This window comes from Rhodococcus sp. 06-1474-1B (assembly GCF_002258885.1).
Lineage (GTDB): Bacteria > Actinomycetota > Actinomycetes > Mycobacteriales > Mycobacteriaceae > Rhodococcoides > Rhodococcoides fascians.
This window is the reverse complement of the sequence record NZ_NOYR01000024.1, coordinates 45,181-69,509: the sequence shown is the minus strand read 5'-3', so window position 1 is coordinate 69,509 and position 24,329 is coordinate 45,181. Positions and strand designations below refer to the sequence as shown.

Below are 24,329 nucleotides of genomic sequence, written 5' to 3'. Positions count from 1 at the left end.
CACCACACCACTGACGACGAAGAGAACCGAAGAACGAGAGAGGACGTAGATGCCCGAGGGCGACACCGTCTGGCGCGCCGCCAACACTCTGCGGGCAGCGCTCGAGGGCCAGCAGCTCACTGCCTGCGACATTCGTGTACCCCGTTACGCCACAGTCGACTTCACCGGCGAAACGGTCGAGTCCGTCGCGTCGAGGGGCAAACACCTGCTGATCAGAGTGGGCGGCTACTCGATCCACTCGCACCTGAAGATGGAAGGCACCTGGCACGTCTATGCACTGGGGGCTCGCTGGCGTCGTCCGGCCTTCCAAGCTCGGATCATTCTGAACACCGAGAAGGCGCAGGCCATCGGATTCGAGCTGGGCGTGCTGGAGATCCTCGAGAACGAGGACGACGCTGTCGGCTATCTCGGACCGGATCTACTCGGACCCGACTGGGACCCAGGTGTCGCCCTGACCAATCTGGAGTCGGACCCCGGCCGACCGATCGGCCTGGCCCTGCTCGATCAGCGCAACATAGCCGGACTCGGCAATGTCTACCGCAACGAGATCTGCTTCCTTCGCGGAGTCGATCCCCGCACGCCGGTCGAGGACTCCGGAGACCTGAAGAAGATGATCGACCTGTCCTTCCGCACCATCACCGCCAACAAGAATCGCAATCAACGCGTCACCACCGGGGATCGTCGCGCGGGCCGTCATTTCTGGGTGTACGGCCGTGAGAACAAGCCGTGCAGGCGGTGCGGTACCACCATCGAGTTCGGACTGATCGGCGACAACCCACTCGAAGAACGGCAGATCTACTACTGCCCGCACTGCCAGAGATGACCGGCCTTCACAGAGCTTCGTCAGGTGAGACCAAGCCTGCTCACAGCTTCGCCGATCACCATGGATCGTATGTTGACACTTGCGATACTCACCCTGCTGGTCATGGCTGTCTCCGGCGCGACGGCTGCTCGCGCACCGCGGACGCTGGTTCGGGTTCCGTGACTCAGAGGGTCCGGACGGGTTCGAGAATTTCCTGACGCGCTTCGGGGGCGACGACGCGCAGAGCGTCGGCAGATTCGTCGTCCGGCTGACGCTGCGACGCGATCTCGGCCTCGACCCGAGCCCGGTACGTGTCGACCTCACGGTCGACCGTGGCCTCGTCCCAACCCAGGATCGGGGCAATGAGTGCTGCGACCTGACCCGCGCAGTTCATCCCCCGATGTGAGTACTCGATAGAAATCCGGGTGCGCCGCGACAGCACGTCCTCGAGGTGCAGTGCGCCCTCGGCCGCAGCGGCATAGACCACCTCGACCTGCAGATAAGCGGGCGCGTCGGTCAACGGTTGGAGCAGTTCGGGTTTGCCGTCCGCCATGGCCAGCACCTCGTCGATCAGCGAGCCGTATCGGTCCAGCAGATGAGTCACTCGGTGCGGATGCAGCCCGTGTACTTCGCCCAGGTGCGGGGCCTGATTGACCAGCGCGAAGTAACCGTCCGCGCCGACGAGCGGCACCTTCTCGGTGATCGACGACGCCACCCGCGCCGGGATGTCCTCGGCCGCGAGATCCACTGCGTCCTCGGCCATAACCCGGTAGGTCGTGTACTTGCCACCTGCGATAGCAATGAGTCCCGGTGCCACCCGCGCCACCGCGTGCTCACGGGACAGCTTGGACGTCTCGTCGCTTTCACCCGCCAGCAGCGGCCGCAATCCCGCGTAGACGCCGTCGATGTCGTCGTGCGTGAGCGGCGTGACGAGCACCCCGTTGACTTCGCCGAGAATGTAGTCGATATCGGCTTTGGTCGCGGCAGGGTGCGCGAGATCGAGGTTCCAGTCGGTATCGGTGGTCCCGATGATCCAGTGCGCGCCCCACGGAATGATGAACAGCACGGACTTCTCGGTGCGCAGAATGATCGCGGCTTCGCTGACGATGCGATCGCGCGGCACCACGATGTGCACACCCTTCGAGGCCCGTACTCGGAAGCGACCACGCATGTTCGACAGCGACTGAATTTCGTCGGTCCACACGCCCGTGGCGTTGATCACCACGTGCGCACGCACCTCGGTGGTGGCCCCGGTCTCCGAATCGCGCACTCGCACACCGGAAACACGGTCGGCTTCACGGAGGAACCCCACGACCTGAGTGGACGTACGCACCACTGCGCCGTAGTGGGCTGCCGTTCTGGCGACGGTCATCGTGTGCCGCGCGTCGTCGACGACGGTGTCGTAGTACCGAATTCCGCCGATCAGCGACTTCCGCTTGAGGCCGGGCGACATCCGCAGGGCACCCGAACGGGTCAGATGCTTCTGTTGCGGAACCGATTTGGCACCGCCCATCCGGTCGTACAGAAAGATACCCGCCGCGATATACGGGCGCTCCCACCCCCGATGGGTGAGGGGGAACAGGAATTTCAGCGGTTTGACCAGATGCGGCGCGAGTGTGGAGAGCGAGAGTTCACGTTCGTGCAGCGCCTCACGGACGAGTCCGAACTCGAGTTGTTCGAGGTAGCGGAGGCCACCGTGGAACATCTTGGACGAGCGAGAGGACGTGCCCGACGCGTAGTCACGCGCCTCCACGAGCGCCACCTTCAGGCCTCGTGTTGCGGCGTCGAGCGCGGCACCCGAACCCACGACGCCACCGCCGACGACCACGACGTCGAATTGTTCGCGTCCGAGCTGGTCCCACGCCTCCACCCGTTGGGTGGGTCCGAGGAACTTCGTGTTCGATCGGTTGCTCACTGGGCGCTCCCTGTCCTCGAAAATTCCTCGCGATGTCTCCCACGTCAGGCTACCGCCCCAGGTCGGCCGAGCGCAGAACCAGCGCAGGCTGGTCGCGGTTCAGCTTCGCCGTGTCATCGACGCATGTGCCGTGCTCAGCCGCCGCACTGCCTCGTTCAGCACCTCCGGTGTGGAGCCGGCGAAGCTCAACCTCAGCGAGCGGCGGAAGTACTCGGCCGACGTGGACGTTGCAGCGCGCACGAACGCGCTACCCGGCACGAACGCGACGCCGTGCGCGAGCGCCGCAGCGAGCAGCTCGGTGGTATCGGTCCCGTCGCGAAAGGTCGCCCATGCGAACATTCCACCTGTGGGTCGCGAGACGTCCAGCGCCGAACCGAATTCCCCGGACAGAGCGCTCGTCAATGCGTCTGCGCGACAACCGTACACGCCGAAGATCGGTCAGGTGGTCCGCCAGCCACCCGGTGTCGCCCAGCATGTCCGCTGCCATCAGCTGTGTCAGCGAGGAACCGCACAGATCGGCACCCTGTTTGAGCAGTTCCACCGCCGCGCACACTCGGGGCGGGGCAACGAACCATCCCACGCGCAGAGTCGGCGCCAGGATCTTCGACGCGCTCGACAGCCTGACGACACGATCGCTGTGACACGCGATCGGCAACGGGGACGGTCCGGATTCGATTGTGTCGAACCAGAACTCGCCGTACGGATCGTCCTCGATGATCCAGAATCCGTACCGGTCGGCCAGGGCCGCGAGTCGGCGACGGCGAGCCTCGGTCATCGTCACGCCGCGGGGGTTGTGGAAGTTGGCGACCGTATGGACCACCGCGGGCCGCAGGCCGGCGAGCAGCCGCGCTTCGAGCTCGTCGACATCCATCCCGCCATCGGTGATGGGGATGGATTCGATCTGCGCCTCGGCAATCGAAAACACCTGCAGCGCGCCGGTATACGCCGGCTCGTCGACGACGACAACGGCACCCGGGTCGATCAGCGCCTGCGCGAGCAGCGTCAGTGCCTGCTGCGATCCGTGCGTCACGACGACGGTGTCAGTCGGAACCGTCACTCCCCCGCGCACGGCGCTCTCTCTGGCGGCGATCACGTTGCGCAGTGTGCGGTGGCCGGGGGACTCGCAGTACTGCACTGCGTCGGAGTGTCGCAGCACTGCGTCCGCTGCGGCAGCGATGCGGTCGACCGGTATGAGATCTGTGGCCGGTAAACCGCCGGCCAGGCTGATGATCTCGTCGCGAGCGGTCAGGGCCAGAAGGTCGCGGATGGCCGAACTGTCGAGTGTTGCGGTGCGTCGGGCCAAGCCGGCCGGCGGATGGATCGAAGACACGAAAGAGACTCCAGGGAAGCAGGGACGGGGAGAACGGCCCGCGGATCCGCAGAGTCGAAGAGAGAGCGGACGGGTGTGTCCGCTCTCTCGACTATGTCATGTGCGTCCGAAATATGAAACGCGTTTCTCACATTGCGAGATCAGTCCAGATCGTCGTGCGCCATCAGCTGGCGCGCGGCCTCGATGACCGAACCCGACAGCGACGGATAGACCGAGAACGTGTTGGCCAGGTCGTTCACCGACAGATTGTTCTGTACGGCCATCGCGATCGGAAGAATCAACTCCGATGCGCTCGGAGCAACCACCACGCCACCGATGACCACACCGGTGGCGGGGCGACAGAAAATCTTGACGAAACCACGCTTGAGACCACTCATCTTCGCTCGCGGGTTGGTCGTCAACGGCAACATCACCGTGCGTGCCGGTACGTCGCCTGCATCGATCGCGGACTGTGCGACGCCGACCGATGCGATCTCGGGCCGCGTGAACACCGCCGACGCCACGGTCTTGAGCTTGATGGGACTGACGGCCTGGCCCAGGGCGTGGTACATCGCGATGCGTCCCTGCATCGCGGCCACCGACGCCAACGGCAGCAGACCCGTGCAGTCACCCGCCGCGTAGATGCCCGCGACCGCGGTACGAGACACGCGGTCGACACGCAGGTATCCACCCTTGTCGAGCTCGATCCCGACCTTCTCCAAACCTAGTCCCGACGTGTTCGGGACCGAACCGACCGTCATCAGCGCGTGGCTGCCCTCGACGGTGCGCCCGTCGGACAGCGTGACGACGATGCCGTCGTCGGTGCGGACGACCGAGTCTGCGCGGGCATGCTTGACGAGGGTGACGCCACGTTCGTTGAACGCGTCTTCGAGCACCAGGGCAGCGTCCTCGTCCTCGTGCGGGAGGACGCGATCGCGGCTCGATACCGCGGTGACCTTGACGCCCATCTCGGTGTAGGCCGAGACGAACTCGGCACCGGTCACACCGGATCCCACGACGACGAGGTGTTCGGGCAGTGCTTCGAGGTCGTACAACTGACGCCAGTTGAGAATGCGTTCGCCGTCCGGCTCGGCACCCTTGACGACGCGGGGGCGCGCTCCGGTGGCGACGAGGACGACATCGGCGTCGAGAATTCGCTCCTCGCCGTCGGCCAACACCGCCTTGATCTGATGCGAGGCCAATCCGACGTGCGTGTCGATCATCTCGGCGCGACCGGCCAGTATTTCGACGCCCACCGAGGTGACCCGGTGCGCGATGTCGGTGGACTGCGCCTGCGCGAGGCTCTTCACTCGCGAATGAATCTGGGGCAGCGCGACCGCTGCCTGTGATGGGTCGAGTGAGATTCCGAGGTCGCTCGCGCGACGCATCTCGGTGCGAATGCCGGTCGAGGCGATGAACGTCTTCGACGGCACGCAGTCCCACAGAACGCAGGCACCACCGATGCCGTCGGAATCGACGAGCGTCACCTGTCCGCCGTGCTGCGCCGCCACCAATGCTGCTTCGTACCCTGCCGGACCACCACCGATGATCACAATCCGGGTCATTGATCCTCTTCTCGCGTGCTGAAATCTTTGTACTGTGTCACGTCAACGGTATTGCAGTGTCCGGTTCCGCGCGTCGGTAAGGCTAGCTTCACTCCACCCGCCGCTCGGCGTACCTGCGACGACGCACCGAAACACCACCACGGGGCGTCAACGGGCGGCGATACGGTTTAGGCTGGCCGACGTGCCAATTTATGCCGCCTACGGATCGAACATGCATCCGGAGCAGATGTTGCAGCGTTGCCCCCACTCACCGCTGTCGGGAACCGGGTGGCTGCACGGGTGGCGCTTGACCTTCGGCGGTGGCGACATCGGCTGGGAGGGCGCGCTCGCCACGATCGTCGAGGACCCGGACTCACAGGTCTTCGTGGTGCTCTACGACGTCTCCGACGAGGACGAGGAGAGCCTGGATCGGTGGGAGGGCTCGGAGCTCGGCATCCACCGCAAGATTCGGCTGCGCATCGAGACCGGAGGCGAGCCGGTCCTCGCGTGGCTCTACGTTCTCGACGCCTACGAGGGTGGCCTACCGTCGGCACGCTACCTCGGGGTCATGGCCGAGGCCGCCGAAATTGCCGGTGCCCCAGCCGAATACGTGCGCGACCTACGCACCAGGAACAGCCGCAACGTAGGGCCCGGTACAGCCTCGTAGCCAGAAGGACAGATCAGAAGTAGTTCTTCATCACCGACGCCACCCAGGCCGGCTCGGTCACGTCTTCACGTGTCGGAACCATGGACTGAAGGAACGGCTTGACGTCGAATATCGGTGACCCGTCGATCGCGTCGAGACCGCGGACCCGGATGCGCAGACCTTGGACCTCGACGATCTCGCACCGCGACACTCCGAGGTGATTCGGCCGGTCCTTGACGCGTTGCGCCAAGACGCCAACCCGAGGGAGCGTCGTATCACCGCGGGGGTGGCGCGAGCCGAGTGTCGTCGAGTCCGGATCGCACAGGTGGAACCGATAGACGACCTCGAGGTGAGAGAACTCCTCGAGCCCGAGAGTCGCATCGGCGTCCAGCACGGTCTCGTCCAGTTCGATCACGGACACGACTTCACCCCAGTTGTCGTCCACCACCTCTGCGCGATCGGAGCGAACGACCCCGATCGGTGAGATCGCGAAATCCACGGTTACCCCTCCGCTAGTTCGGGTCTAATGCGATTCCGGTCATCACTTTCACACCCACGGCCAAGGCTCGCTCGTCGAGGTCGAATGTCGGCTGATGGATGTCGAGTTGCGGACCGGTCCCCGACCACACGCCCAGTCGGGCCATCGCTCCCGGCACGTTCTCCAGGTACCACGAGAAGTCCTCGCCACCACCGGACTGCGCGGTGTCGGCCAACGCCGCCGGCCCCACTCGGCCGATGGCCTTTTCGAAGGTGGCCGTGGACCCCGGGTCGTTCACCACGGGCGGTACGCCGCGACGGTAGTGCAGCTCGAAGCGCACCCCGGTCGGTGCCAGCAGACCGGTGACGATCTCGCGAACGAGCGGCTCGAGCAGCGCCCACGTTTCGTGGTCGCCGGTCCGTACTGTTCCGGTGAGCATGCCGGTCTGCGGAATGGCGTTGGGGGCCTGCCCCGCCACGACCGCGCCCCAGACCATGACCGTGCTGGTTCGCGGATCGATTCGCCTGCTCAACATGCCCGGCAGCCCGGTGATGACGGTGCCCAACGCGTAGACCAGATCGGTCGTCAGATGCGGCCTCGACGTGTGCCCGCCAGGCGAGTCCAGACGCAATTCGACGGTGTCGGCGGCGGAGGTGATGGCCCCGACACGCACTCCCACCTGCCCCACCTCGAGCCGCGGATCGCAGTGCAACGCGAAAATCTTCGACACCCCGTCGAGCGCACCCGCGGCAACGGCGTCGAGTGCACCGCCCGGCATGACCTCCTCGGCAGGTTGAAAGATCAGCCGAACGCCATAGTGCAGGTCCGGCAGCGACGCCAGCGCGAGTCCGGTCGCCAGCAGCACCGTGGTGTGCGCATCGTGCCCGCACGCGTGGGATACGCCGGGAACCGTCGACGTGTACGGCGCACCGGTGATCTCCTGCAGCGGCAACGCGTCCATGTCCGCGCGCAGCGCGACGCGCGGGCCGTCGGGACCGATATCGCAGATCAAGCCCGTGCCGCCGGGCAGCGGCTTGGGTGACAGGCCTGCCGCCGAGAGCTGCTCCATGACGAACGCCGTCGTAGCGAATTCACGACGGGCCAGTTCCGGATGGGCGTGAATGTGCCGACGCCACAGGGACAGATCTTCTGTGTGAGCCTGAATCCACCGATCGATCGCGGCTTCACGTGAACTCATCGCTGCACCGCCGATCGAGCGTTCACACCGTCGAGCAGACGCGCCCGGGTCTGTGGATCGGCTGCGGCGCGAGCGGCCGTTCCGGCGAGGGCGAGAGCACCGTCGAGCAGTGCACGATCGGCGGACTCGGTGACACACGCTGCGGCGAACTCCGGTTGATGCGTCACCGCCCCTCCGGCATCGAGGCCGACGACGGGGTGGATTCCGGGTAGAACATTCGTCACGTTTCCCATGTCAGTGCTGCCCAACGGGCGAAATCCTTCCAAATCCGGTGCCAAGGGCGACCGTCCCAATGATTCGATTTCCTGACGAAATGCCGCCACCAGCCACGAATCCGGGGTCAGGGCCGCGTACGTCGGCGACACCGTGCGGATTTCGTGTGTGCATCCGGTGGCAATGGCACCCGCCTCGAAACAGGCGAACGTCTTCTTCGTCAGCGCCTCGAGTGACTCGGTGCTATTCGCGCGAAGATAGTAGAGCAGCTCGGCATGTCCGGGCACGATGTTCGGCGCGACGCCGCCGTCGCTGACGATGCCGTGCAGTTGCTGTCCGGGCGAGAGGTGCTGCCGAATGAGCCCGAGCGCCACCTGCGCGACGGTGACGGCATCGCCCGCGTTGATTCCCCACTCGGGGGCGGCCGAGGCATGGGCAGCGCGGCCGGTGAATTTGACGGCAACGTCGGCCAATGCCAGCGACGTCGCGCCCACGATGTCGAACGGGCCCGGATGCACCATCAGTGCGGCACCGATGTCGTCGAAGACGCCGCGCTCGAGCATCAGGACCTTGCCGCCGCCGGTTTCCTCGGCAGGGGTGCCGAGCACTCGGACCGTGATGCCGAGCGCATCGGCCACCGGCGCGAGCGTCAGGGCGGCACCCACCGCAGACGCGGCGATGATGTTGTGGCCGCAGGCATGACCGATCTCGGGCAACGCGTCGTACTCCGCGCAGATTCCGATCACGAGCTCGCCGCTACCCACCGACGCGGTGAATGCGGTGTCGATGCCGGCGACCCCGGATTCGATCTCGAAATGGTGGGCGCGAAGCGTGTCGAGGACCTTCGCAACGCTGCGATATTCCTCGAACGCCAGTTCCGGTTCTGCGTGAATCGAGTGCGACAGCGCAACCAGTTCGTCGGTTGCGTGAGCGAGCGCGCGGCCGATCTCCTCGCCCACGGCGGCACTGTTCGGTTCGTCGATCACGAGAGACAGTGTGTCACTAGCGCGGCGGCGTGTCGGAACGGCTGTGCCGACTCCGAGCCCGAACAGTGCCGGACGGGCTAGTTGCCGAAGCTGAAGTTGCTGTCGTCCGTCGGCGTCATCAGCGCAGCGAGCAGGTCCACGTGCATCCGACTCTTGATGCCGGCCAGGTTCGCTCCCCGGGTGCTGGTCAGCGCCGCGGCCTTGGCAACGGCGTCGGAGACCACCGATTCCTCGGACGCGGTGGCCTCGACGATTCCTGCGGCCACCGCATCGGCCCCGCCGTAACGACGGCCGGTCAGCATCGCCTCGACGGCGGTCTGCTTGGGCAGCCTGGAATTGATCAGGGCAGACATGCCGACGGTGAACGGCATGTTGAGGTTGACCTCCGGCAGGCAGTAGAAGCCTCGGTCTGCGCGCTGGATGCGGAAATCCTGCGATGTTGCGAACATCGCGCCGGCACCGAACGCATGGCCCTGCACCGCTGCGACCGTGGGCATCGGGAACGCCAGCAGCCGCGTGTAGAGCGTGTGCACGCGGTCGAGGTACCAGGTGATCCGGTCCAGGTTCGCGAACAGCCAATCGGTATCGAGTCCGTTGCTGTAGAACTTGCCTGCCGAGGTGGTGACCAGCGCGGCCGGACCGGTCGATGCCTCGACCTCATCGAGCAGTGCATGGACGGCATCTATCCAGTCGGGGTGGAACCTGTTCTCTGGATTGCCCGCGCCCTCCTGGGCACCGAGGAACAAGATGTGGACATCACCGTCGCGTTCGAGATAAGGCATGCAGCGGATACTACTCGGCGGTAACTTCCCGGTCGCACCGTCTCGGTTCCACATCCATCGCAGCGATCTCATACTGTTGTTCATCGTGGCAACTTCCGACGCACGAGCAACCGATCCCGTGACCGATCCCGATGCGGCGGCGCGCACCGCCGCCGATGCTCTCGCTGCAGCGACCGGCATCGACACCCATACCGTCGCCATCGTCCTCGGCTCCGGCTGGCAGGCGGCCGCAGATGTCTTCGGCTCCCCCACCGCGACCGTGCGCATGGCCGATCTCCCCGGCTTCGCGCCGCCGTCCGCGTCGGGCCACTCCGGCACGATCACCTCGGTGGACGTGGGCGGAACCCACACTCTGTTACTTCAGGGCCGTACGCACGCCTACGAGGGCCACGACCTCCGACGCGTCGTGCACCCGGTGCGCACCGCGATCGCGGCAGGCGCGACGACCGTCGTCCTCACCAACGCCGCCGGCGGCATCCGTGAAGGCATGAGCGTCGGCCAACCCGTTCTGATTTCCGATCACCTCAACCTGACCGCCCGTTCGCCGCTCGTCGGCGCCGAATTCCTCGATCTCGTCGGTGCCTACTCACCCGAACTCCGCGCTCTCGCGGCCGAGATCGATCCGTCTCTCGAGGACGGCGTCTACGCGGGACTGCCGGGCCCTCACTACGAGACGCCTGCCGAAATCAAGATGCTGCGCACGTTCGGTGCAGATCTGGTGGGCATGTCGACGGTGCACGAGACGATCGCCGCCCGTGCAAAGGGTGCTCGCGTGCTGGGAATTTCGTTGGTCACCAACCTCGCTGCCGGCATGACCGGAGAACACCTCGATCATTCCGAAGTGCTCGCTGCGGGCAAGGATTCGGCAGCTCGGATGGGCGCTCTGCTGCACGAGTTGGTCACCCGGCTGTGATCGAGGATCTCACCGAACGCGTGCAACGCTGGATCGCGGGAGATCCCGATCCGGCGAGCCGCGACGAACTCGACGGCCTCTCCGATTCCGAACTCGCGGACCGATTCAGCGGTCCGTTGACCTTCGGCACCGCCGGTCTCCGAGGGCCGGTGCGCGCCGGCCCGAACGGCATGAACGTCGCCGTGGTCGTGCGAGCAACCGCCGGTATCGCAGCGTGGTTGCTCGGGCAGGGCCTCGGCGGATCCACGGTCGTGGTGGGCCGTGACGCGCGCACCGGTTCGGAACAGTTCGCCTTCGCAGCGGCGGAAACGTTGGCTGCGCAGGGATTTTCGGTGGTCCTTCTCCCTCGACCACTCCCCACGCCCGTTGTCGCCTTCGCCGTACGGGCGCTCGATGCCGAGCTGGGGGTGCAGATCACCGCCTCGCACAACCCGGCCGCCGACAACGGGTACAAGGTGTATCTGCGGGGCGGGTCGCAGTTGGTTCCGCCGAGCGATGCCCAGATCGAGGCGCTCATCGACGCCAGTGCAGATGCAGTCGACGTGCCTCGCACAGCCGTCGAGCCCAGCGGCTCGGACATCGCGTCGCGCTACCTCGATTCGGTTGTGAGACTGCCCCGTTCGAGATCACGCGATGTTCGTATCGCCCTGACCGCACTGCACGGCGTCGGCGGAGAACTCGCCGTGGCGGCACTGCGCGGCGCTGGGTTCCGCGACATCCGGGTGGTCGAGGGGCAGTTCGAGCCCGATCCGTCCTTCCCGACGGTGACCTTCCCCAACCCGGAAGAGCCGGGTGCTGCGGACGCGGTTCTCGCGCTGGCGGCCGAGACCGACGCCGACCTCGCCGTGGCACTCGACCCCGATGCCGATCGCTGCGCAGTCGGAGTCCGAGACGCTCACGGTTGGCGGATGCTGACCGGGGACGAAACCGGCGCTCTGCTGGCCGACTACCTGCTGCGTGACGCACCGCCCGGCTCACTGGTGGCCAATACCATCGTGTCCTCGCAGCTGCTCTCGGCACTGGCACCGGCCCGCGGCGCGCGCTATGCCCGCACACTGACCGGTTTCAAATGGCTCGTGCGCGCCGGAGACGGCCTCGTGTACGCCTACGAAGAAGCGATCGGTCACTGCGTAGATCCAAATGTGGTGCGAGACAAGGACGGGATTTCTGCCGCCGTCGTACTGGCGGACCTCGCGGCGGCGCTGAAGCAGGACGGACGCACGCTACTCGACGTACTCGACGACCTCGCCGTCGAATTCGGAGTCCACAGCGGCGCGCAGGTGTCGCGCCGAGTGCAGGATCTCACCGACATCGGGGACATGATGCGCCGACTGCGCAGCACGCCGCCGACCGAGCTGGCCGGACGCACGGTGACTGTCATGGACTACGCCGACCGGGACGACGAGTTGCGCACCGACGCAGTCGAAATCGCGGGATCCGGACTCCGGGTCATCGTGCGACCGTCCGGGACCGAACCCAAGCTCAAGGCGTACCTCGAGGTCGTCGAGCCCGTCTCGGACCGGCAGGATCTGGCGAGGGCGAGAGCGACGGCGTACGAACTCCTGGCCCAGCTCTCCGCGTTCGCAAAAGAGCTGTAACTCAGAACAGTGCCGACTGCACCGCAGGCAGATCGGACGTGAAGGCCCCGAGTTCGATGCGCCGACCCTTCAATGCCGCCAGATCCGCGACGTAGGTCTGCTCGTCGACCGAGGCGATCACCGCCTGCCCGACGCATGTCCTGATCTGCAGTCCATGAGAGCCGGTTGCGACATCGGCGGGGTAGGCAACCCGAGTATCGTTTTCGCTCAATGTTTCCCGCCCCGCAGGCGGAGTCCACCGCTCCGCGATCGGCCGACATCCGCCGATCGCGGCGTCGGTCAACAGCTGACGGACCTGCTCCGCACGCGCGGCAGTGCCTGCCTCCAACCGGTCGAGATCGAGTGGCACGCACAGCGATGCTGCTTTCGTCGCCGACCGTACGGCCTGCCGTAGTCCGAGCCTTTCGGTCACCAGGTCCTCGGCGACACGCACGGCCTTGCCGTCGTCCGCGTGCGCGACGTACTGCGCACAGATAGCCCCCTGCTCGGCCAGCCGACCCCATTTGCGAGTCTGCGCGGCCGTCCCGATCTTGAAGGTGCCGTTGGCAAACGCCGCCAGGTAGAGCCAATGCGGTGCCATGACATGCTTTTCCAGATCACGCGAGACGAATCCGCTGCGGTGCACGGTATGAACGAAACGAAACACGTCCTTGTCCGCGCACCGTGCACACTGGCTCGATCCGACGGCCGGCTCCCGGCCCGGGCACGGAACGTACCGCGGCGGCCCGTCCGCAGTGAATGCCGTTCGGCCCGTGCAGTATCGGTCTGCCGCACCGCCGAGAGCGCGGTAGCTCAGTGTGTTACCCACCAGCTCCTGAAACTCGACCTGCTCGGCCTCGATGTCGAGCAGGCGCAACCGCGGGGTGTCAGGACCGGCGGAGGGCCAGGACACCCCGAGCGCGAGCAGGGTTGCACCGGAGCGAATCAGCGGGGCCCGAACTGACGGTCGCCCGCGTCGCCGAGGCCCGGGACGATGAAGGCATTGTCGTTGAGTCCGTCGTCGATGCTCGCGGCAACGAGTCGCACCGGGAGTCCCGATGCTTCGAGCGCTGCGACGCCTTCGGGGGCGGCCACGACGCAGATGGCAGTGACATCGGTTGCGCCGCGTCCGACGAGCAGCTCGATCGTGTGCACCATCGATCCGCCGGTCGCCAGCATGGGGTCGAGCACATAGACCGGAGTCTGGGACAGGTCGTCGGGCAGGGACTCCATGTAGGGCACCGGCTGATGCGTCTGCTCGTCCCTGGCCATCCCGACGAACCCGACGCGAGACTGTGGAATCAGACCGCTCGCCTTCTCCACCATGCCGAGACCGGCACGCAGTACGGGCACGAGCAGCGGCGGACGAGCCAACCGGGTGCCCTGGGTGACTGCGACGGGAGTACGTACCTCGAACGTGTCGATGCCGGCGTCCCTGGTGGCCTCGTACACCAGCATGTGGGTGAGCTGGCGGAGCGCAGTGCGGAACGTGGCGTTGTCGCTCCGCTCGTCCCGCATGGTGGTGAGCAGGGCGGCGGCCAGTGGGTGGTCGACCACGTGTGTATCCATGTCTCACAGGATAAGGCCCAGCACCATGAGGCCCACACGATGAGCCCCAGCGGAGGAGATCGCCGAGACGCACGGTGAACGGCAAGTCGTGGGAACCGATGTGCCCGCAGTCGCGTCGAACCAGTTGGGCGTCGCATTCGGCGACTGCGCGAACGCACGCGATTTCAGGGGGACTCATGGACGAACTCGTCGTCGAGACCGAGGGGGTGCTCGCCTACGGTGCGGCTGCGTCGACCATGGCCGAGCAGATCGCGGCGGCCGGTGCTGCCGCCGCTGCCTGCGGGCCCGCCGTGTTGGCGCCGGTGTTCGGCCTGATCGGGCAGGAATTTCTGGCCACGGTGACCGGAACCCATCTGGCGCATACCGATGCGGTCGTTCGCCTGGCGGGAGCGGTGGCGAGCCTCGGTTCTGCGGCCGCCGATGCTGCGGTGTCGTACGCCCGCACCGACGACGCAACCGGGGCGGCCGTCACGGCCCACTCTGCCGGTCGCGCACCGGACGCTCGGTAAGCGGCGATGATCGATCTACTCTCTCGCCCCATCGTCGAGCTACTCGGTGCCTTCGGCGGCGGTACCGTTCCCTCCGGAGGCCCCGCGGACGTGTTGCGACTGTCGTCGGCTGCGATCGAGGCCGCCCAGGGAATCGGCCGCATCGCGATCACCGAACTTGCTTCGAACTGGAACGGCGACGCCGCGGACGCAGCACTTCGGTACGCCGAGAACGCTCATGCGAGTGCTCTGGCCCTTGCCGATCACGCGGACGATATCGCCGCCGTCGTCGATCGGGCATGTCGGGATACCGAGCAGGGTTTCGTCGAACTACAGGCAATAGTGCAGTCGTTCGTGGGCATCGCCCTTTCCGCAGGACCGATCATCGCCACCCCGATGGGGCAGACGATGCTGATCTCGGCCGCGATCGAGCACCTCGAGCGCGCTCTGGCGGTGGTCGCGCGTGTGCGCGCCGAACTGGCCGTGCACGCTGCGACAGCCGGCGAGCTGGCCTCCCCACCCGCGGTCCCCGCACCCATCGACTCCGGCCCGGCAGCGGTGCCGGGCTCGCCCTCGAACCTGATGACCTCACCCGCAACGGCTCAGGTGATCGAGACCGGGGAGAAGCTGGCGAAGACGTTCGCGCAGTCGCTCTCACAAACCGGCGGCACGCCGGACTCCCCCGGAGCCGGTGGAGCACAGCACTTCTTGGGCAATTCGGCGATGGATTCACCCCGCGCCGGGGACGCCGGCCGAGGAGTAGAGGTGCGATTGCCCGACGGGAGCACCGTCACCGCCCCCAACGCCGAAGCCGCAGGTGCCGTTCGCAGCGCGTTGACGCAGCAGGGCGTCCCCTACGCCTGGGGCGGTACGACGCCGGGCACCGGACTGGACTGCAGTGGGTTGACCCAATGGGCGTACGCACAGCAGGGCGTCGACATCCCCCGGCTGGCGCAGGAACAGGACATCGGCACATCGGTGGCGGCCGGTGACGTACAGCCCGGCGATCTCGCGGTGTGGGACGGCCACGTAGCGATGGTCATCGGCAACGGCCAGCTCGTCGAGGCGGGAGACCCGGTGCAGGTAGGACCGATCAGAACGACCAACAGCGACATGGCATTCAAGGGCTTCTACCGCCCGACCCAATAACGGTCGGACCGAACGAGAGGCAGACCGAATGAGAGGAAGTCGATGACGGACGCGAACACCACCGTCGTCAGCGCGGTATCGGCAACTCGATCCGGCTCGGTATCCGTTCGCGCCACCGAGCATGGAGTGCCGATCGCAATCGCTATCGACGAACGTGAACTACGTTACGGGGGAACAGCATTGGCGTCGACAATCCTGGATCGGTGCACGCGGGCGACCGCAACCGCTCAGGCGCAGCGCCGAATCCGGTTGGCCGAGGACGGGGTTCCCGCCGACATCCTCGATCGCCTGGGTCTGCCGACCGACGCCCGAACGGCCGCCGACGCGAACGACGATCTGGCCCAGGAACCGGCACCCACGAGTTGGTTGCGACCGGTATGACCCACTCTCACCCCACCGATCTCGACACCGTGATCGACAACGCCCGATGCCGGCTCGACGGATTGCGTGAGACACAGGAGCGCGTCGACCACATCAGGATTCGAGTGGCCTCGCCCAACGGGCTCGTGACCGTCGTCGCGGACGGAACCGGGGCCATGGTCGGCCTCGATCTCGCGGAGGATCTCGGATCGGTGACCGCCCGCGAACTCGCGTCGACCATCGTTCTCACAGCTGCCGAGGCGGCGTCCGCAGCGTTGGACCTGCGCGAGACCATCCTGCAAAGTCTGCAGGCTTCGTTCACAGACTCCTGAGATAGGCTTCGCGCCATGGCTGGAGACATCATCCCGATCGAACTCGGTCTGACCGCCGGTGACTTCTCGACTCTGTGGGCACCGGAGTGGCGAGAAGGCGACGACGAATGGGAGGCATTCCTCGGACACGAGGAAGATCTCTACGGATTCGCCACGGTTGCCGAGCTCGCCGCATTCGTCCGATCCGACGACGACAACGACCTCGTCGACCACCCGTCGTGGCCGGTGGTGTCCGCTCTCGCGGCCTACGAACTCGAGCCCGACGAGCTGCATCGGTTCGACCTCGTCGCAGTGCCCGAGCTGGTGGCTGCAGACCCCGAAGCCGACGTTCTCGCCGAACTGCAGGCCACCTTCGACATCGTCTCGTCCATCGGTGATGTCTGCGAACTACGGCCCGTCACAAGCTTTTTCGGAACCAATCCGTTCGTCGGAGCGGTGGCCGGTGGCGTCGAGAACTTTCTCGGCCGTGAAGGTGCCGAGCTGTGGGACCGCATCGGCGCAGCAGTGGCGAAGCATTGGGACGAAGTCCTCGACGCAGTCGATTCCATCGTGACCTCCCCCGACGTCGACAGCGCCGCCGTCGCCGTCGCCGACGCGGAGATCACCGCGGCTGCAGAGAACGCCGTCGATGCAGACGACGCAACGGACGACATCGACGACGACACCGAGGACGAAGAGTCCGACGACGACGCAGAGAGCGACGAGGACGACGTCGACCGAGATCCCATCGCCGCTGCCGCGGCGGAGGAGACGTTCTGGACCACCGTCGGTATCGATCCCATTCGCATCATCACGTCCGACGACACGCTGTACACCCTGCGGTGCTACCTCGGCGACAAGCCCGTCTTCCTCGGCCGCGGTGGCGCCATCAGCGTGTTCGGGTCCGAGCGCTCGCTGGCTCGCTATCTCGCCGACGATCACGATCACGACCTGGCGCAGGTCAGCACCTACTCCGATGTTCAGACCGCCGCGATCGACGGCTCACTGGACATCACGATCACCGACGACAACGTCTACGTACTGCCCGGACTCGCCGACGACCTTGCCGACGGGCCCACCGCAGTGGACGTCGACCAGCTCGATCTTGCCGTCGAATTGTTCACCGATGCAGCCGATTTCGCCGGGGACAGCTCGGTGGACGAGGCCCTCGCCACGTCCACACCGTTGGGCTGGTACGTCTCGTACACCCTCGAGCCCAGTCCCGATCGGCTGGCCCCGAGCGCACCGTTCGACGTCGAGGCCGAGGCCTGGCGCGCCCTCGAGCGAGAGTTCGAGAGCCGTCTCCGCAAGAAGTAGGGCGTTCTCGCCCGGCCACGCGCCCGCTCGTCAGCCGATCAGCACCGCGTAGCCGGGTTTGATGACGTCGTCGATCAACGCCAATCGCTCGTCGAACGGCAGGAATGCGGACTTCATCGCATTGATGGTGAATCGCTCGAGGTCACTCCACCCGTAGCCGAACGTATCCACCAGTTTGACCATTTCTCGGCTCATCGAGGTGTCGCTCATCAATCGGTTGTCGGTGTTCACGGTGACGCGAAACCGCAGTCGTGCGAGCAGATCGAAGGGGTGCGTCGCCAACGATTCGACGGCACCGGTCTGCACGTTGGAACTGGGGCACAACTCCAGAGGCATCCTGGTGTCGCGGACGTACGCGGCCAACAGACCGAGTGACGGCGTGCCGTCGGAGTTCGTGGTGATGTCGTCGGTGATCCGCACTCCGTGTCCGAGCCGGTCGGTCCCGCAGAACGCCACTGCCTCCTGGATCGACGGCAGACCGAACGCTTCGCCTGCGTGAATGGTGAAGTGCGCGTTGCTGGCTCGCATATATTCGAAGGCGTCGAGATGGCGGCTGGGAGGGAAGCCCGCCTCGGCCCCGGCGATGTCGAAGCCCACCACCCCGCGGTCACGGAAACGCACCGTCAGTTCCGCGATCTCTCGTGAACGTGCGGCGTGCCGCATGGCCGTCAGCAGGGTGCCTATGGTGATGTTCTTGCCCCGCACCTTGGCTGCGGAGATGCCCGCCTCGAAACCGGCGAGGGTGTGGGTGACGACCTCGTCGAGGGTCAGCCCGCGTTCGAGGTGCTGTTCCGGCGCGAAGCGCACCTCGGCGTACACGACGCCGTCGTCGGCCAGATCCTCGGCGCATTCGCGCGCCACCCTGAACAACCCCTCGGGGGTTTGCATGACGGCCACGGTGTGCGCGAAGGTCTCGAGGTAGCGCTCGAGCGATCCACTGTCCGCTGCGTCGCGGAACCACTCCCCCAGAGCGGCACCGTCGGTCGCGGGTAACCCGTCGTATCCGCATTCGTCGGCCAGTTCGAGCACGGTCTGCGGTCGGAGTCCGCCGTCGAGGTGGTCGTGGAGTAACGCCTTCGGAGCCGACCTGATGGACGCGAGATCGAGTGGCGCACTGCCACCGATCGAGGACTGAGTGTTCTCCGCGGTGCTCATGTGTCGACGGTAGCGCGCGTCGTGCGCGGACGCGCGCCTGTCATCGCCACTCGGCGAGTCCGCGGATTCCCCCGACGTCCGCCGCTTCCGCGACCTATTTCGTTGCATTGTTACTCCGATGAAAACTATTCCGTCGATACACAGCGAATCGGCGACGGAAATCGTAGTGTTCATCCATCACACGCGACCGATTCTGTCGGGTCCCCTTCCGACGCCTCGGTCGACTCGAACCTCGGAGAGACCTATGTCGATTGCGGAACCGCCCAACACCATTCCGGGCAAGGGACTCAACACCGGCGCGCTCGGGTTGGTCGGCAACATCGTCATCGGACTGTCGGCGGTGGCCCCGGCCTACAGTCTCGCCGCCACCCTCGGCTACGTCGTTCTGGCCGTCGGCGACAAAGCACCGTCGATGTTTCTCATCGCCTTCGTTCCGATGCTGCTCACCGCCTTCGCCTACCGCGAGCTCGGGCGCGACACACCGGACTGCGGGACGTCGTTCACCTGGGGCACCAAAGCCTTCGGGCCCTGGGTCGGTTGGATGGCCGGGTGGGGGTTGGCCGTCTCGGCGATCATCGTGCTGGCCAACGTCGCCGAGATCGCAGCCATCTACCTGTTCGAGTTCCTCGGCCTGTCGGACTTGGCGGAGTCGACCGCGGCCAAGGTCGCCCTCGGTTCGTTCTTCATCGTCGCGATGACCTACGTCAGTTTTCGCGGCATCCTCATCAGCGAACGCATGCAGAACGTGTTGCTGGTCGTTCAGTTCGGCGTACTCATCGGAGTGTCGGTGACGGCACTGGTCAAGGTGGGGACAGGTACGGCCGGTCCGCAGGCCATCACGCCGCAATGGAGCTGGTTGGCGCCCACCGGGGTGACGATGTCCGACGCGGCCCAGGCCATCATCCTGTGCATCTTCATCTACTGGGGATGGGATGCCTGCCTTGCCGTCGGCGAGGAAACGAAGGACTCGGAGAAGACGCCGGGACGAGCCGCAGTGATCACGACGTTGATTCTCGTCGCGACCTACGTGCTCGTCGGATACGCCGTGCAGTCGTTCGCCGGGTTCGGAGACACGGGTATCGGTCTGAACAACCCGGACAACGTCGACGATGTGCTCACCATTCTCGGCGATCCGGTCGCCGGCTCGATCGTCGCGTCGCTGCTGCTGTTGACGGTGTCCATCTCGGCGCTGTCCTCTACACAGACGACCATCCTGCCCACGGCCCGCGGAACACTGTCGATGGCTGTGTACGAGGCAATCCCCAAGCGGTTCGCCAGTGTGCACCCCAAGTACATGACGCCCGGCTTCGGCACGCTCGTGATGGGTGCCGCAGCCCTGATGTTCTACCTTGTGCTCACCTTCGTCAGCGCCAACGCGCTGCAGGATTCGGTGGCATCGCTCGGGCTCGCGGTCGCGTTCTACTACGGCATCACCGCCTACGCGTGCACCTGGTACTTCCGTCGGACACTGTTCTCGTCCGCCCGAAACCTGTTCATGCGCGGCATCTTTCCACTTCTCGGCGGGCTGTCCATGACGTGGGCGTTCGTGCAGAGCGCAGTCGACATGATCAAGCCCGACTACGGTTACACCGTCTACGGTCCGATCGGCGGAGTGTTCGTCCTCGGTGTCGGCATGCTGGTACTCGGAATCCCACTGATGCTGCTCTGCTTCGTGGGTAACAAGGATTTCTTCCAGGGCAAGACACTCACCGCGTCCACCGAAGTCAAGGTTCCGGACACTTACTAGAAGAGAAGGACCGAAACTCATGAAGATCACCGTCGGCTACCTCGCCACCCCCAGCGGCGACGACGGCGTAGCCCTGGCCACCGCCCTCGCCCGCGCCCTCGACGCGTCCATCGACATCGTGCTGGTGATGGCCGTCGACGAACCTGTCATGGAAGGCAGCGGACCGTATCGAAAGATCCTCGAGGCCAAGGCGAGGGGCTGGGTGGACGACGCGGCCGCCCAGGTCCCGTCGGATATCGAGGTGACCACGCACGTGATCGGCCACGAGTCGTTCGCCCGCGCCCTGATCGACTTCGCCGTGAACTCCGATGCCGACATGATCGTTGTCGGCGGTGCCAGTGACGGCCTGCTGAACCGACATTCGATCGGCTCGGTCGCCGGTCAGCTTCTGCACGCCTCGGAAGTTCCGTTGGCACTTGCCCCTCGGGGTTACCGGCTCTCCAGCGCACCGATCACCGATCTCACCGTCGCCGTCCCAACCCGGTCATCCGCCCCGAACCCGTTGCCGTTCGCTTTCACTCTCGCCAGCGCTGCGCACGTGCCTCTTCGATTGGTCTCGCTGGTCTCTCTGGAATCGACCGGAACCCCGAGCGACGAGACTTCACTGGACACGCGTCGCCGGCAAGTCGCTGCCGCACAGGAGAATCTGGAACTCGCGGCCCGCACGCTCCCCGGCATCGAGGGCCTGGAATCCGTGGTGGCCGACGGGTCGACACTGGACGAGGCCGTGGGCAACCTCGAGTGGAAGCCGGGCGATGTGTTGTTGCTCGGCTCGAGTCGACTGGCGACCCCCAAGCGGGTGTTCCTGGGCTCGAGTGCTGCCAAGATTCTGCGTGCTGCCCCGGTGCCGGTGGTCGTCGTTCCGCACGAGTGAGCGGCTTCGCCGCATGTATCAAGACAGCACACGTAGCAGAGCCCGAGTTTCCACTCACGTGCGGCGCAGCCGCTCTAACTGTCGAAGCCCAGACCCAACGCGTCCATTCCCTTCAGCCACAATCCCCGCCGTCCCTCGTTGCGGTCTGCACGAGCGAATTGCGCACGAGTGATGTTGATCCCGATCGACTTGAGGGGCTCGGGTGGAAACGGCAACGGCTTGGTACGCACCATTTTCAGGCGCGTTCGTTCGGTATCGCGTCCGTCGAGCAGATCCAGTGCCGTGCGGGCCCCGAAGTGCGACGCGCCGACGCCGAGGCCGGTGAACCCGGCCACCGACGCCACTCGCCCGTTCATACCCAGATCCCAGAAGGCACTGAACCGCGAGCACGTGTCGATCGATCCGCCCCACGCGTGGGTGGCACGGATTCCCTCGAGGGCTGGGAACATCTGCAGCAGATGTTCGGCGAGCAACGCGAACTCTTCTGGATGTTGGGTTCGACGTGGGTCGGTGTCGCTACCGTAGAAGTAGTGCGCGTCCCACCCACCGAACAGGATGCGATCGTCCGCCGTCAACCGGAAATAGTGGAATCGATTGCCGGAGTCGGCCAATCCTTCGCGGCCGGACCAGCCGATTGCGGCGAGCTGCGCAGACGTCAGCGGTTCGGTCATGATCACGTAGTCCCACACCGGGACTATCCAGTGACGGAGCTTGCGGCGTAACGATTTCGATGCCGAGGTGGCCAGCAGAACCTTGGCTGCCTCGATGGTGCCGTAGCCCGTCTTCACCCGAATACCGTTGCCGGACTTGTCGATCGACAAGGCACGAGTGTTCTCGTGGATGCGTACGCCGAGCGACTCCGCCGCGTCGGCCAGGCCCCAGGCCAATTTGGCAGGATCGATCATCGCGACGTCGGGGTCGAACAGGGCACCGCGCGCCATCGGTGAGGTGATTTTGGCTCTCACTGCAGCGGCGTCGAGGTATTCCATCGGTTGCGACAGTCGTCTCCCCTCGTCGCCGAGCTCACGGAGGTCGTCGACCTGCCAGTCGAAATTGGCGATGTCGAGCTCGCCGGTGCGTTCGATGTCGGCGTCGATTCCGTACTTCTTCGCAGTCGCGCAGATCGCGTCGAGCGTCTCGGTTCCCATCCGCAGCAACTCGGGTAGTTCGTCGGCATACCGGTCGAGTCCGTTGCCCAGTCCGTGCGTCAGGCTGGCCGCGCAGAAGCCGCCGTTGCGTCCGGTGGCGCCCTCGGCAATGCGGTCGCCTTCGAGCAACACGATCGATCTGTCGGGGTTCTCCTCTGCCGCCTGCAGAGCCGCCCACAATCCGGTGAACCCGCCGCCGACGATCACCAGATCCGCAGACGTCGAACCGGAGTGCCGCGGCCTGGGCGTCGGTCGTTCCGGTCGGTCGAGCCAGAAGGGCTGCGGCGCTGCTCCGAGAACCATCGCCACGCCGCGATCGGTGGGTTCGGTAGCCCAGGATGCGCTCATCGTCGTAGCTCCTGATCCTCGGGTCCTGCGCTGGCGAAAACGGTGCGATGCCAGGACTTTCGGGCCACACCGGTGATGTCGGTCATCACGTGTTTGACGGTGAGGTACTCGTCGAGCGAGTAGCTCGACATGTCCTTGCCGAACCCCGAGGCTCCGAATCCGCCGTGCGGCATCTCGCTGATGATCGGGATGTGGTCGTTGATCCACACACAACCGGCGGCGATCTCCCGCGACGCTCGGCCCGCGCGGTACACGTCGCGGGTCCACGCCGAGGCCGCCAGTCCGAACGCGGTGTCGTTGGCCCGCCGAATCGCATCGTCGTCGCCGTAGTGCCGCGACACCGTGAGCACCGGTCCGAACACCTCGTCGCGGTAGATCTCGTCCTGCTCACCCACATCGGCGATCAACGTCGGAGGGTAGAAAGCACCCCTACCGTCCGGGACACGGCCTCCGGTGACGATCCTCGCTCCGGTATCGCGAGCCCGATCCACCATGGCCGCAACCCGATCCCGATGCGCGATCGAGATCAGCGATCCCATGTCGGTCGCCGGATCCGTCGGATCTCCCATGACGACGCGTTCCATCACCTCGGCAACTCCGGCGACGAAATCGTCGTACAGCGAGTCCGCGACGATGGCGCGGGTGGCTGCCGTACAGTCCTGTCCGCCGTTGATCAACGAACCGGCGACGGCACCGTGAATCGCAGCCTCGAGGTCGGCATCGTCGAACACCACGAAGGGGGCCTTGCCGCCGAGTTCGAGCTGCACCCGGGTGCCGTGCACGGCTGCCTGCGACATCACCTGCCTCCCGACGGGAGTGGAACCGGTGAAAGTCATCAGGTCCAGGCCCGCATGCGAGGACAACGCGACTCCGGCCTCCGCTCCGGTTCCGGTGACCACGTTGAACACCCCGTCGGGCAGGCCGGCCTCCGAGGCGAGACGCGCCAGACGCAGCGTGGTCAGAGGCGTGAGTTCACTGGGCTTGAGCACGATGGAACACCCGGCCGCCAACGCCGGGATCGCCTTCCAGACGGCCATCTGCAGCGGATAGTTCCACGGCGTGATCGATCCGACCACGCCGACCGGGTCGCGTCGGATGGCCGAGGTGTGTTCGCCCGAGTACTCGGCCGCTGCCTTGCCGTCCAGATGTCGGGCAGCTCCGGCGAAGAACTCGATGTTGTCGACACTGCCCGGAACGTCGAACTCCGTTGCCAGACGCACGGTTTTACCGGTCTGGGCCACCTCTTCGGTGGCGAATTCGGCGTCGGCCGCCACCGATCGCGCCAAGTCGGCAAGCACCGCGCCGCGCTGGGCCGGCGTTGCGGTGGCCCACTGCGGTAGCGCCGAGCGCGCTCGAACGAGAGCCGCTTCGACGTCCGCTGCCGTGGCGAGACCGAACTCGGACACCACAGTTCCGGTCGCCGGGTTCTCGACGCCGCAGCGGTCGCCGCTGCCGTCCACTGCGCGTCCGTCGATCCAACAACCAGGAATGTTCGCCATG

General features: G+C 65.9%; 22 protein-coding genes and 1 pseudogene. 11 read left to right on the top strand and 12 right to left on the bottom strand.

Annotation, left to right across the window (positions count from 1 at the left end):
• Window positions 1-49 precede the first annotated feature (49 nt).
• On the top strand, window positions 50-823 hold the full coding sequence (locus CH266_RS14615) for a DNA-formamidopyrimidine glycosylase family protein (RefSeq protein WP_027496444.1): 774 nt from the start codon (window positions 50-52) through the stop codon (window positions 821-823).
• 163 nt (window positions 824-986) lie between these two features.
• On the opposite strand, the gene CH266_RS14610 is transcribed toward CH266_RS14615, so the two are convergent.
• The 3 genes and pseudogenes from CH266_RS14610 to CH266_RS14600 form a co-directional block, all read right to left on the bottom strand.
• Entirely contained in the window at window positions 987-2,717 is a 1,731-nt protein-coding gene (locus CH266_RS14610) for a glycerol-3-phosphate dehydrogenase/oxidase (protein ID WP_027496443.1), read from the bottom strand.
• A 99-nt stretch (window positions 2,718-2,816) separates the two neighbouring features.
• Window positions 2,817-4,047: pseudogene (locus CH266_RS14605) on the bottom strand (aminotransferase-like domain-containing protein).
• A 140-nt stretch (window positions 4,048-4,187) separates the two neighbouring features.
• Window positions 4,188-5,591 (bottom strand): NAD(P)H-quinone dehydrogenase, encoded by a 1,404-nt coding sequence (locus tag CH266_RS14600; protein ID WP_027496441.1) that lies wholly within the window; start codon window positions 5,589-5,591, stop codon window positions 4,188-4,190.
• 181 nt (window positions 5,592-5,772) lie between these two features.
• On the opposite strand from CH266_RS14600, the gene CH266_RS14595 reads away from it, so the two are divergent.
• Entirely contained in the window at window positions 5,773-6,237 is a 465-nt protein-coding gene (locus tag CH266_RS14595) for a gamma-glutamylcyclotransferase (RefSeq protein WP_032387045.1), read from the top strand.
• Window positions 6,238-6,250: 13 nt separating this feature from the next.
• Here the strand turns inward: CH266_RS14595 and CH266_RS14590 are convergent, their stop codons facing one another.
• From CH266_RS14590 to CH266_RS14575, 4 genes are all read right to left on the bottom strand, one after another.
• A complete protein-coding gene (locus CH266_RS14590; protein WP_094715570.1) occupies window positions 6,251-6,715 on the bottom strand; it encodes a TrmO family methyltransferase domain-containing protein in 465 nt (154 codons plus the stop codon).
• Window positions 6,716-6,728: 13 nt separating this feature from the next.
• Window positions 6,729-7,892: a M20 family metallopeptidase gene (locus CH266_RS14585; RefSeq protein ID WP_048319731.1), complete on the bottom strand. Its 1,164-nt coding sequence runs from the start codon at window positions 7,890-7,892 to the stop codon at window positions 6,729-6,731.
• On the bottom strand, window positions 7,889-9,064 hold the full coding sequence (locus CH266_RS14580; RefSeq protein WP_052067074.1) for a M20 family metallopeptidase: 1,176 nt from the start codon (window positions 9,062-9,064) through the stop codon (window positions 7,889-7,891). The genes CH266_RS14585 and CH266_RS14580 overlap by 4 nt, the downstream gene beginning before the upstream one ends.
• Before the next feature lie 104 nt (window positions 9,065-9,168).
• Window positions 9,169-9,873 carry an enoyl-CoA hydratase-related protein gene (locus CH266_RS14575; protein ID WP_032390021.1) on the bottom strand — a complete coding sequence of 235 codons (705 nt, stop codon included), beginning with the start codon at window positions 9,871-9,873 and terminating at the stop codon, window positions 9,169-9,171.
• A gap of 85 nt (window positions 9,874-9,958) precedes the next feature.
• Between CH266_RS14575 and CH266_RS14570 the strand changes: the two genes are divergently transcribed.
• Both CH266_RS14570 and CH266_RS14565 read left to right on the top strand, forming a co-directional pair.
• Window positions 9,959-10,786 carry a purine-nucleoside phosphorylase gene (locus CH266_RS14570; RefSeq protein ID WP_094715584.1) on the top strand — a complete coding sequence of 276 codons (828 nt, stop codon included), beginning with the start codon at window positions 9,959-9,961 and terminating at the stop codon, window positions 10,784-10,786.
• Entirely contained in the window at window positions 10,783-12,384 is a 1,602-nt protein-coding gene (locus CH266_RS14565; protein ID WP_094715569.1) for a phospho-sugar mutase, read from the top strand. The genes CH266_RS14570 and CH266_RS14565 overlap by 4 nt, the downstream gene beginning before the upstream one ends.
• A gap of 1 nt (window position 12,385) precedes the next feature.
• Here CH266_RS14565 and CH266_RS14560 read toward each other — a convergent pair whose 3' ends face one another.
• The gene (locus CH266_RS14560) at window positions 12,386-13,276 is read right to left on the bottom strand and encodes a DUF2797 domain-containing protein (protein WP_230593563.1); all 891 of its coding nucleotides are present in this window, start codon (window positions 13,274-13,276) and stop codon (window positions 12,386-12,388) included.
• Between the two features lie 32 nt (window positions 13,277-13,308).
• A complete protein-coding gene (upp, locus tag CH266_RS14555; RefSeq protein ID WP_094715568.1) occupies window positions 13,309-13,932 on the bottom strand; it encodes a uracil phosphoribosyltransferase in 624 nt (207 codons plus the stop codon).
• Between the two features lie 176 nt (window positions 13,933-14,108).
• Between upp and CH266_RS14550 the strand changes: the two genes are divergently transcribed.
• The 5 genes from CH266_RS14550 to CH266_RS14535 are packed head-to-tail and all read left to right on the top strand — an operon-like array spanning window position 14,109 to window position 17,557.
• Window positions 14,109-14,441: a type VII secretion target gene (locus tag CH266_RS14550; protein WP_080733168.1), complete on the top strand. Its 333-nt coding sequence runs from the start codon at window positions 14,109-14,111 to the stop codon at window positions 14,439-14,441.
• A gap of 6 nt (window positions 14,442-14,447) precedes the next feature.
• Complete coding sequence (locus tag CH266_RS14545) at window positions 14,448-15,569, top strand: C40 family peptidase (RefSeq protein WP_057474270.1); 1,122 nt, start codon at window positions 14,448-14,450, stop codon at window positions 15,567-15,569.
• A 42-nt stretch (window positions 15,570-15,611) separates the two neighbouring features.
• On the top strand, window positions 15,612-15,950 hold the full coding sequence (locus tag CH266_RS14540) for a hypothetical protein (protein ID WP_094715567.1): 339 nt from the start codon (window positions 15,612-15,614) through the stop codon (window positions 15,948-15,950).
• Window positions 15,947-16,261 carry a YbaB/EbfC family nucleoid-associated protein gene (locus CH266_RS25405; protein ID WP_176457099.1) on the top strand — a complete coding sequence of 105 codons (315 nt, stop codon included), beginning with the start codon at window positions 15,947-15,949 and terminating at the stop codon, window positions 16,259-16,261. Before CH266_RS14540 ends, CH266_RS25405 begins: the two co-directional genes overlap by 4 nt.
• A gap of 15 nt (window positions 16,262-16,276) precedes the next feature.
• Window positions 16,277-17,557, top strand: a complete 1,281-nt coding sequence (locus CH266_RS14535; RefSeq protein ID WP_176457098.1) for a primosomal protein — start codon at window positions 16,277-16,279, stop codon at window positions 17,555-17,557.
• Window positions 17,558-17,587: 30 nt separating this feature from the next.
• Here CH266_RS14535 and CH266_RS14530 read toward each other — a convergent pair whose 3' ends face one another.
• Window positions 17,588-18,712 (bottom strand): adenosine deaminase, encoded by a 1,125-nt coding sequence (locus tag CH266_RS14530; RefSeq protein ID WP_045841980.1) that lies wholly within the window; start codon window positions 18,710-18,712, stop codon window positions 17,588-17,590.
• Window positions 18,713-18,956: 244 nt separating this feature from the next.
• Here CH266_RS14530 and CH266_RS14525 point away from each other — a divergent pair, with 244 nt between their 5' ends.
• Window positions 18,957-20,459: an APC family permease gene (locus tag CH266_RS14525; protein WP_094715566.1), complete on the top strand. Its 1,503-nt coding sequence runs from the start codon at window positions 18,957-18,959 to the stop codon at window positions 20,457-20,459.
• A gap of 19 nt (window positions 20,460-20,478) precedes the next feature.
• Window positions 20,479-21,333, top strand: coding sequence for a universal stress protein (locus CH266_RS14520; RefSeq protein WP_094715565.1), 855 nt, complete (start codon window positions 20,479-20,481; stop codon window positions 21,331-21,333).
• Window positions 21,334-21,407: 74 nt separating this feature from the next.
• Here CH266_RS14520 and CH266_RS14515 read toward each other — a convergent pair whose 3' ends face one another.
• Both CH266_RS14515 and CH266_RS14510 read right to left on the bottom strand, forming a co-directional pair.
• Entirely contained in the window at window positions 21,408-22,829 is a 1,422-nt protein-coding gene (locus CH266_RS14515; RefSeq protein WP_032393309.1) for an NAD(P)/FAD-dependent oxidoreductase, read from the bottom strand.
• Window positions 22,826-24,328 carry a gamma-aminobutyraldehyde dehydrogenase gene (locus CH266_RS14510; RefSeq protein ID WP_032387039.1) on the bottom strand — a complete coding sequence of 501 codons (1,503 nt, stop codon included), beginning with the start codon at window positions 24,326-24,328 and terminating at the stop codon, window positions 22,826-22,828. The genes CH266_RS14515 and CH266_RS14510 overlap by 4 nt, the downstream gene beginning before the upstream one ends.
• Window position 24,329: the final 1 nt, after the last annotated feature.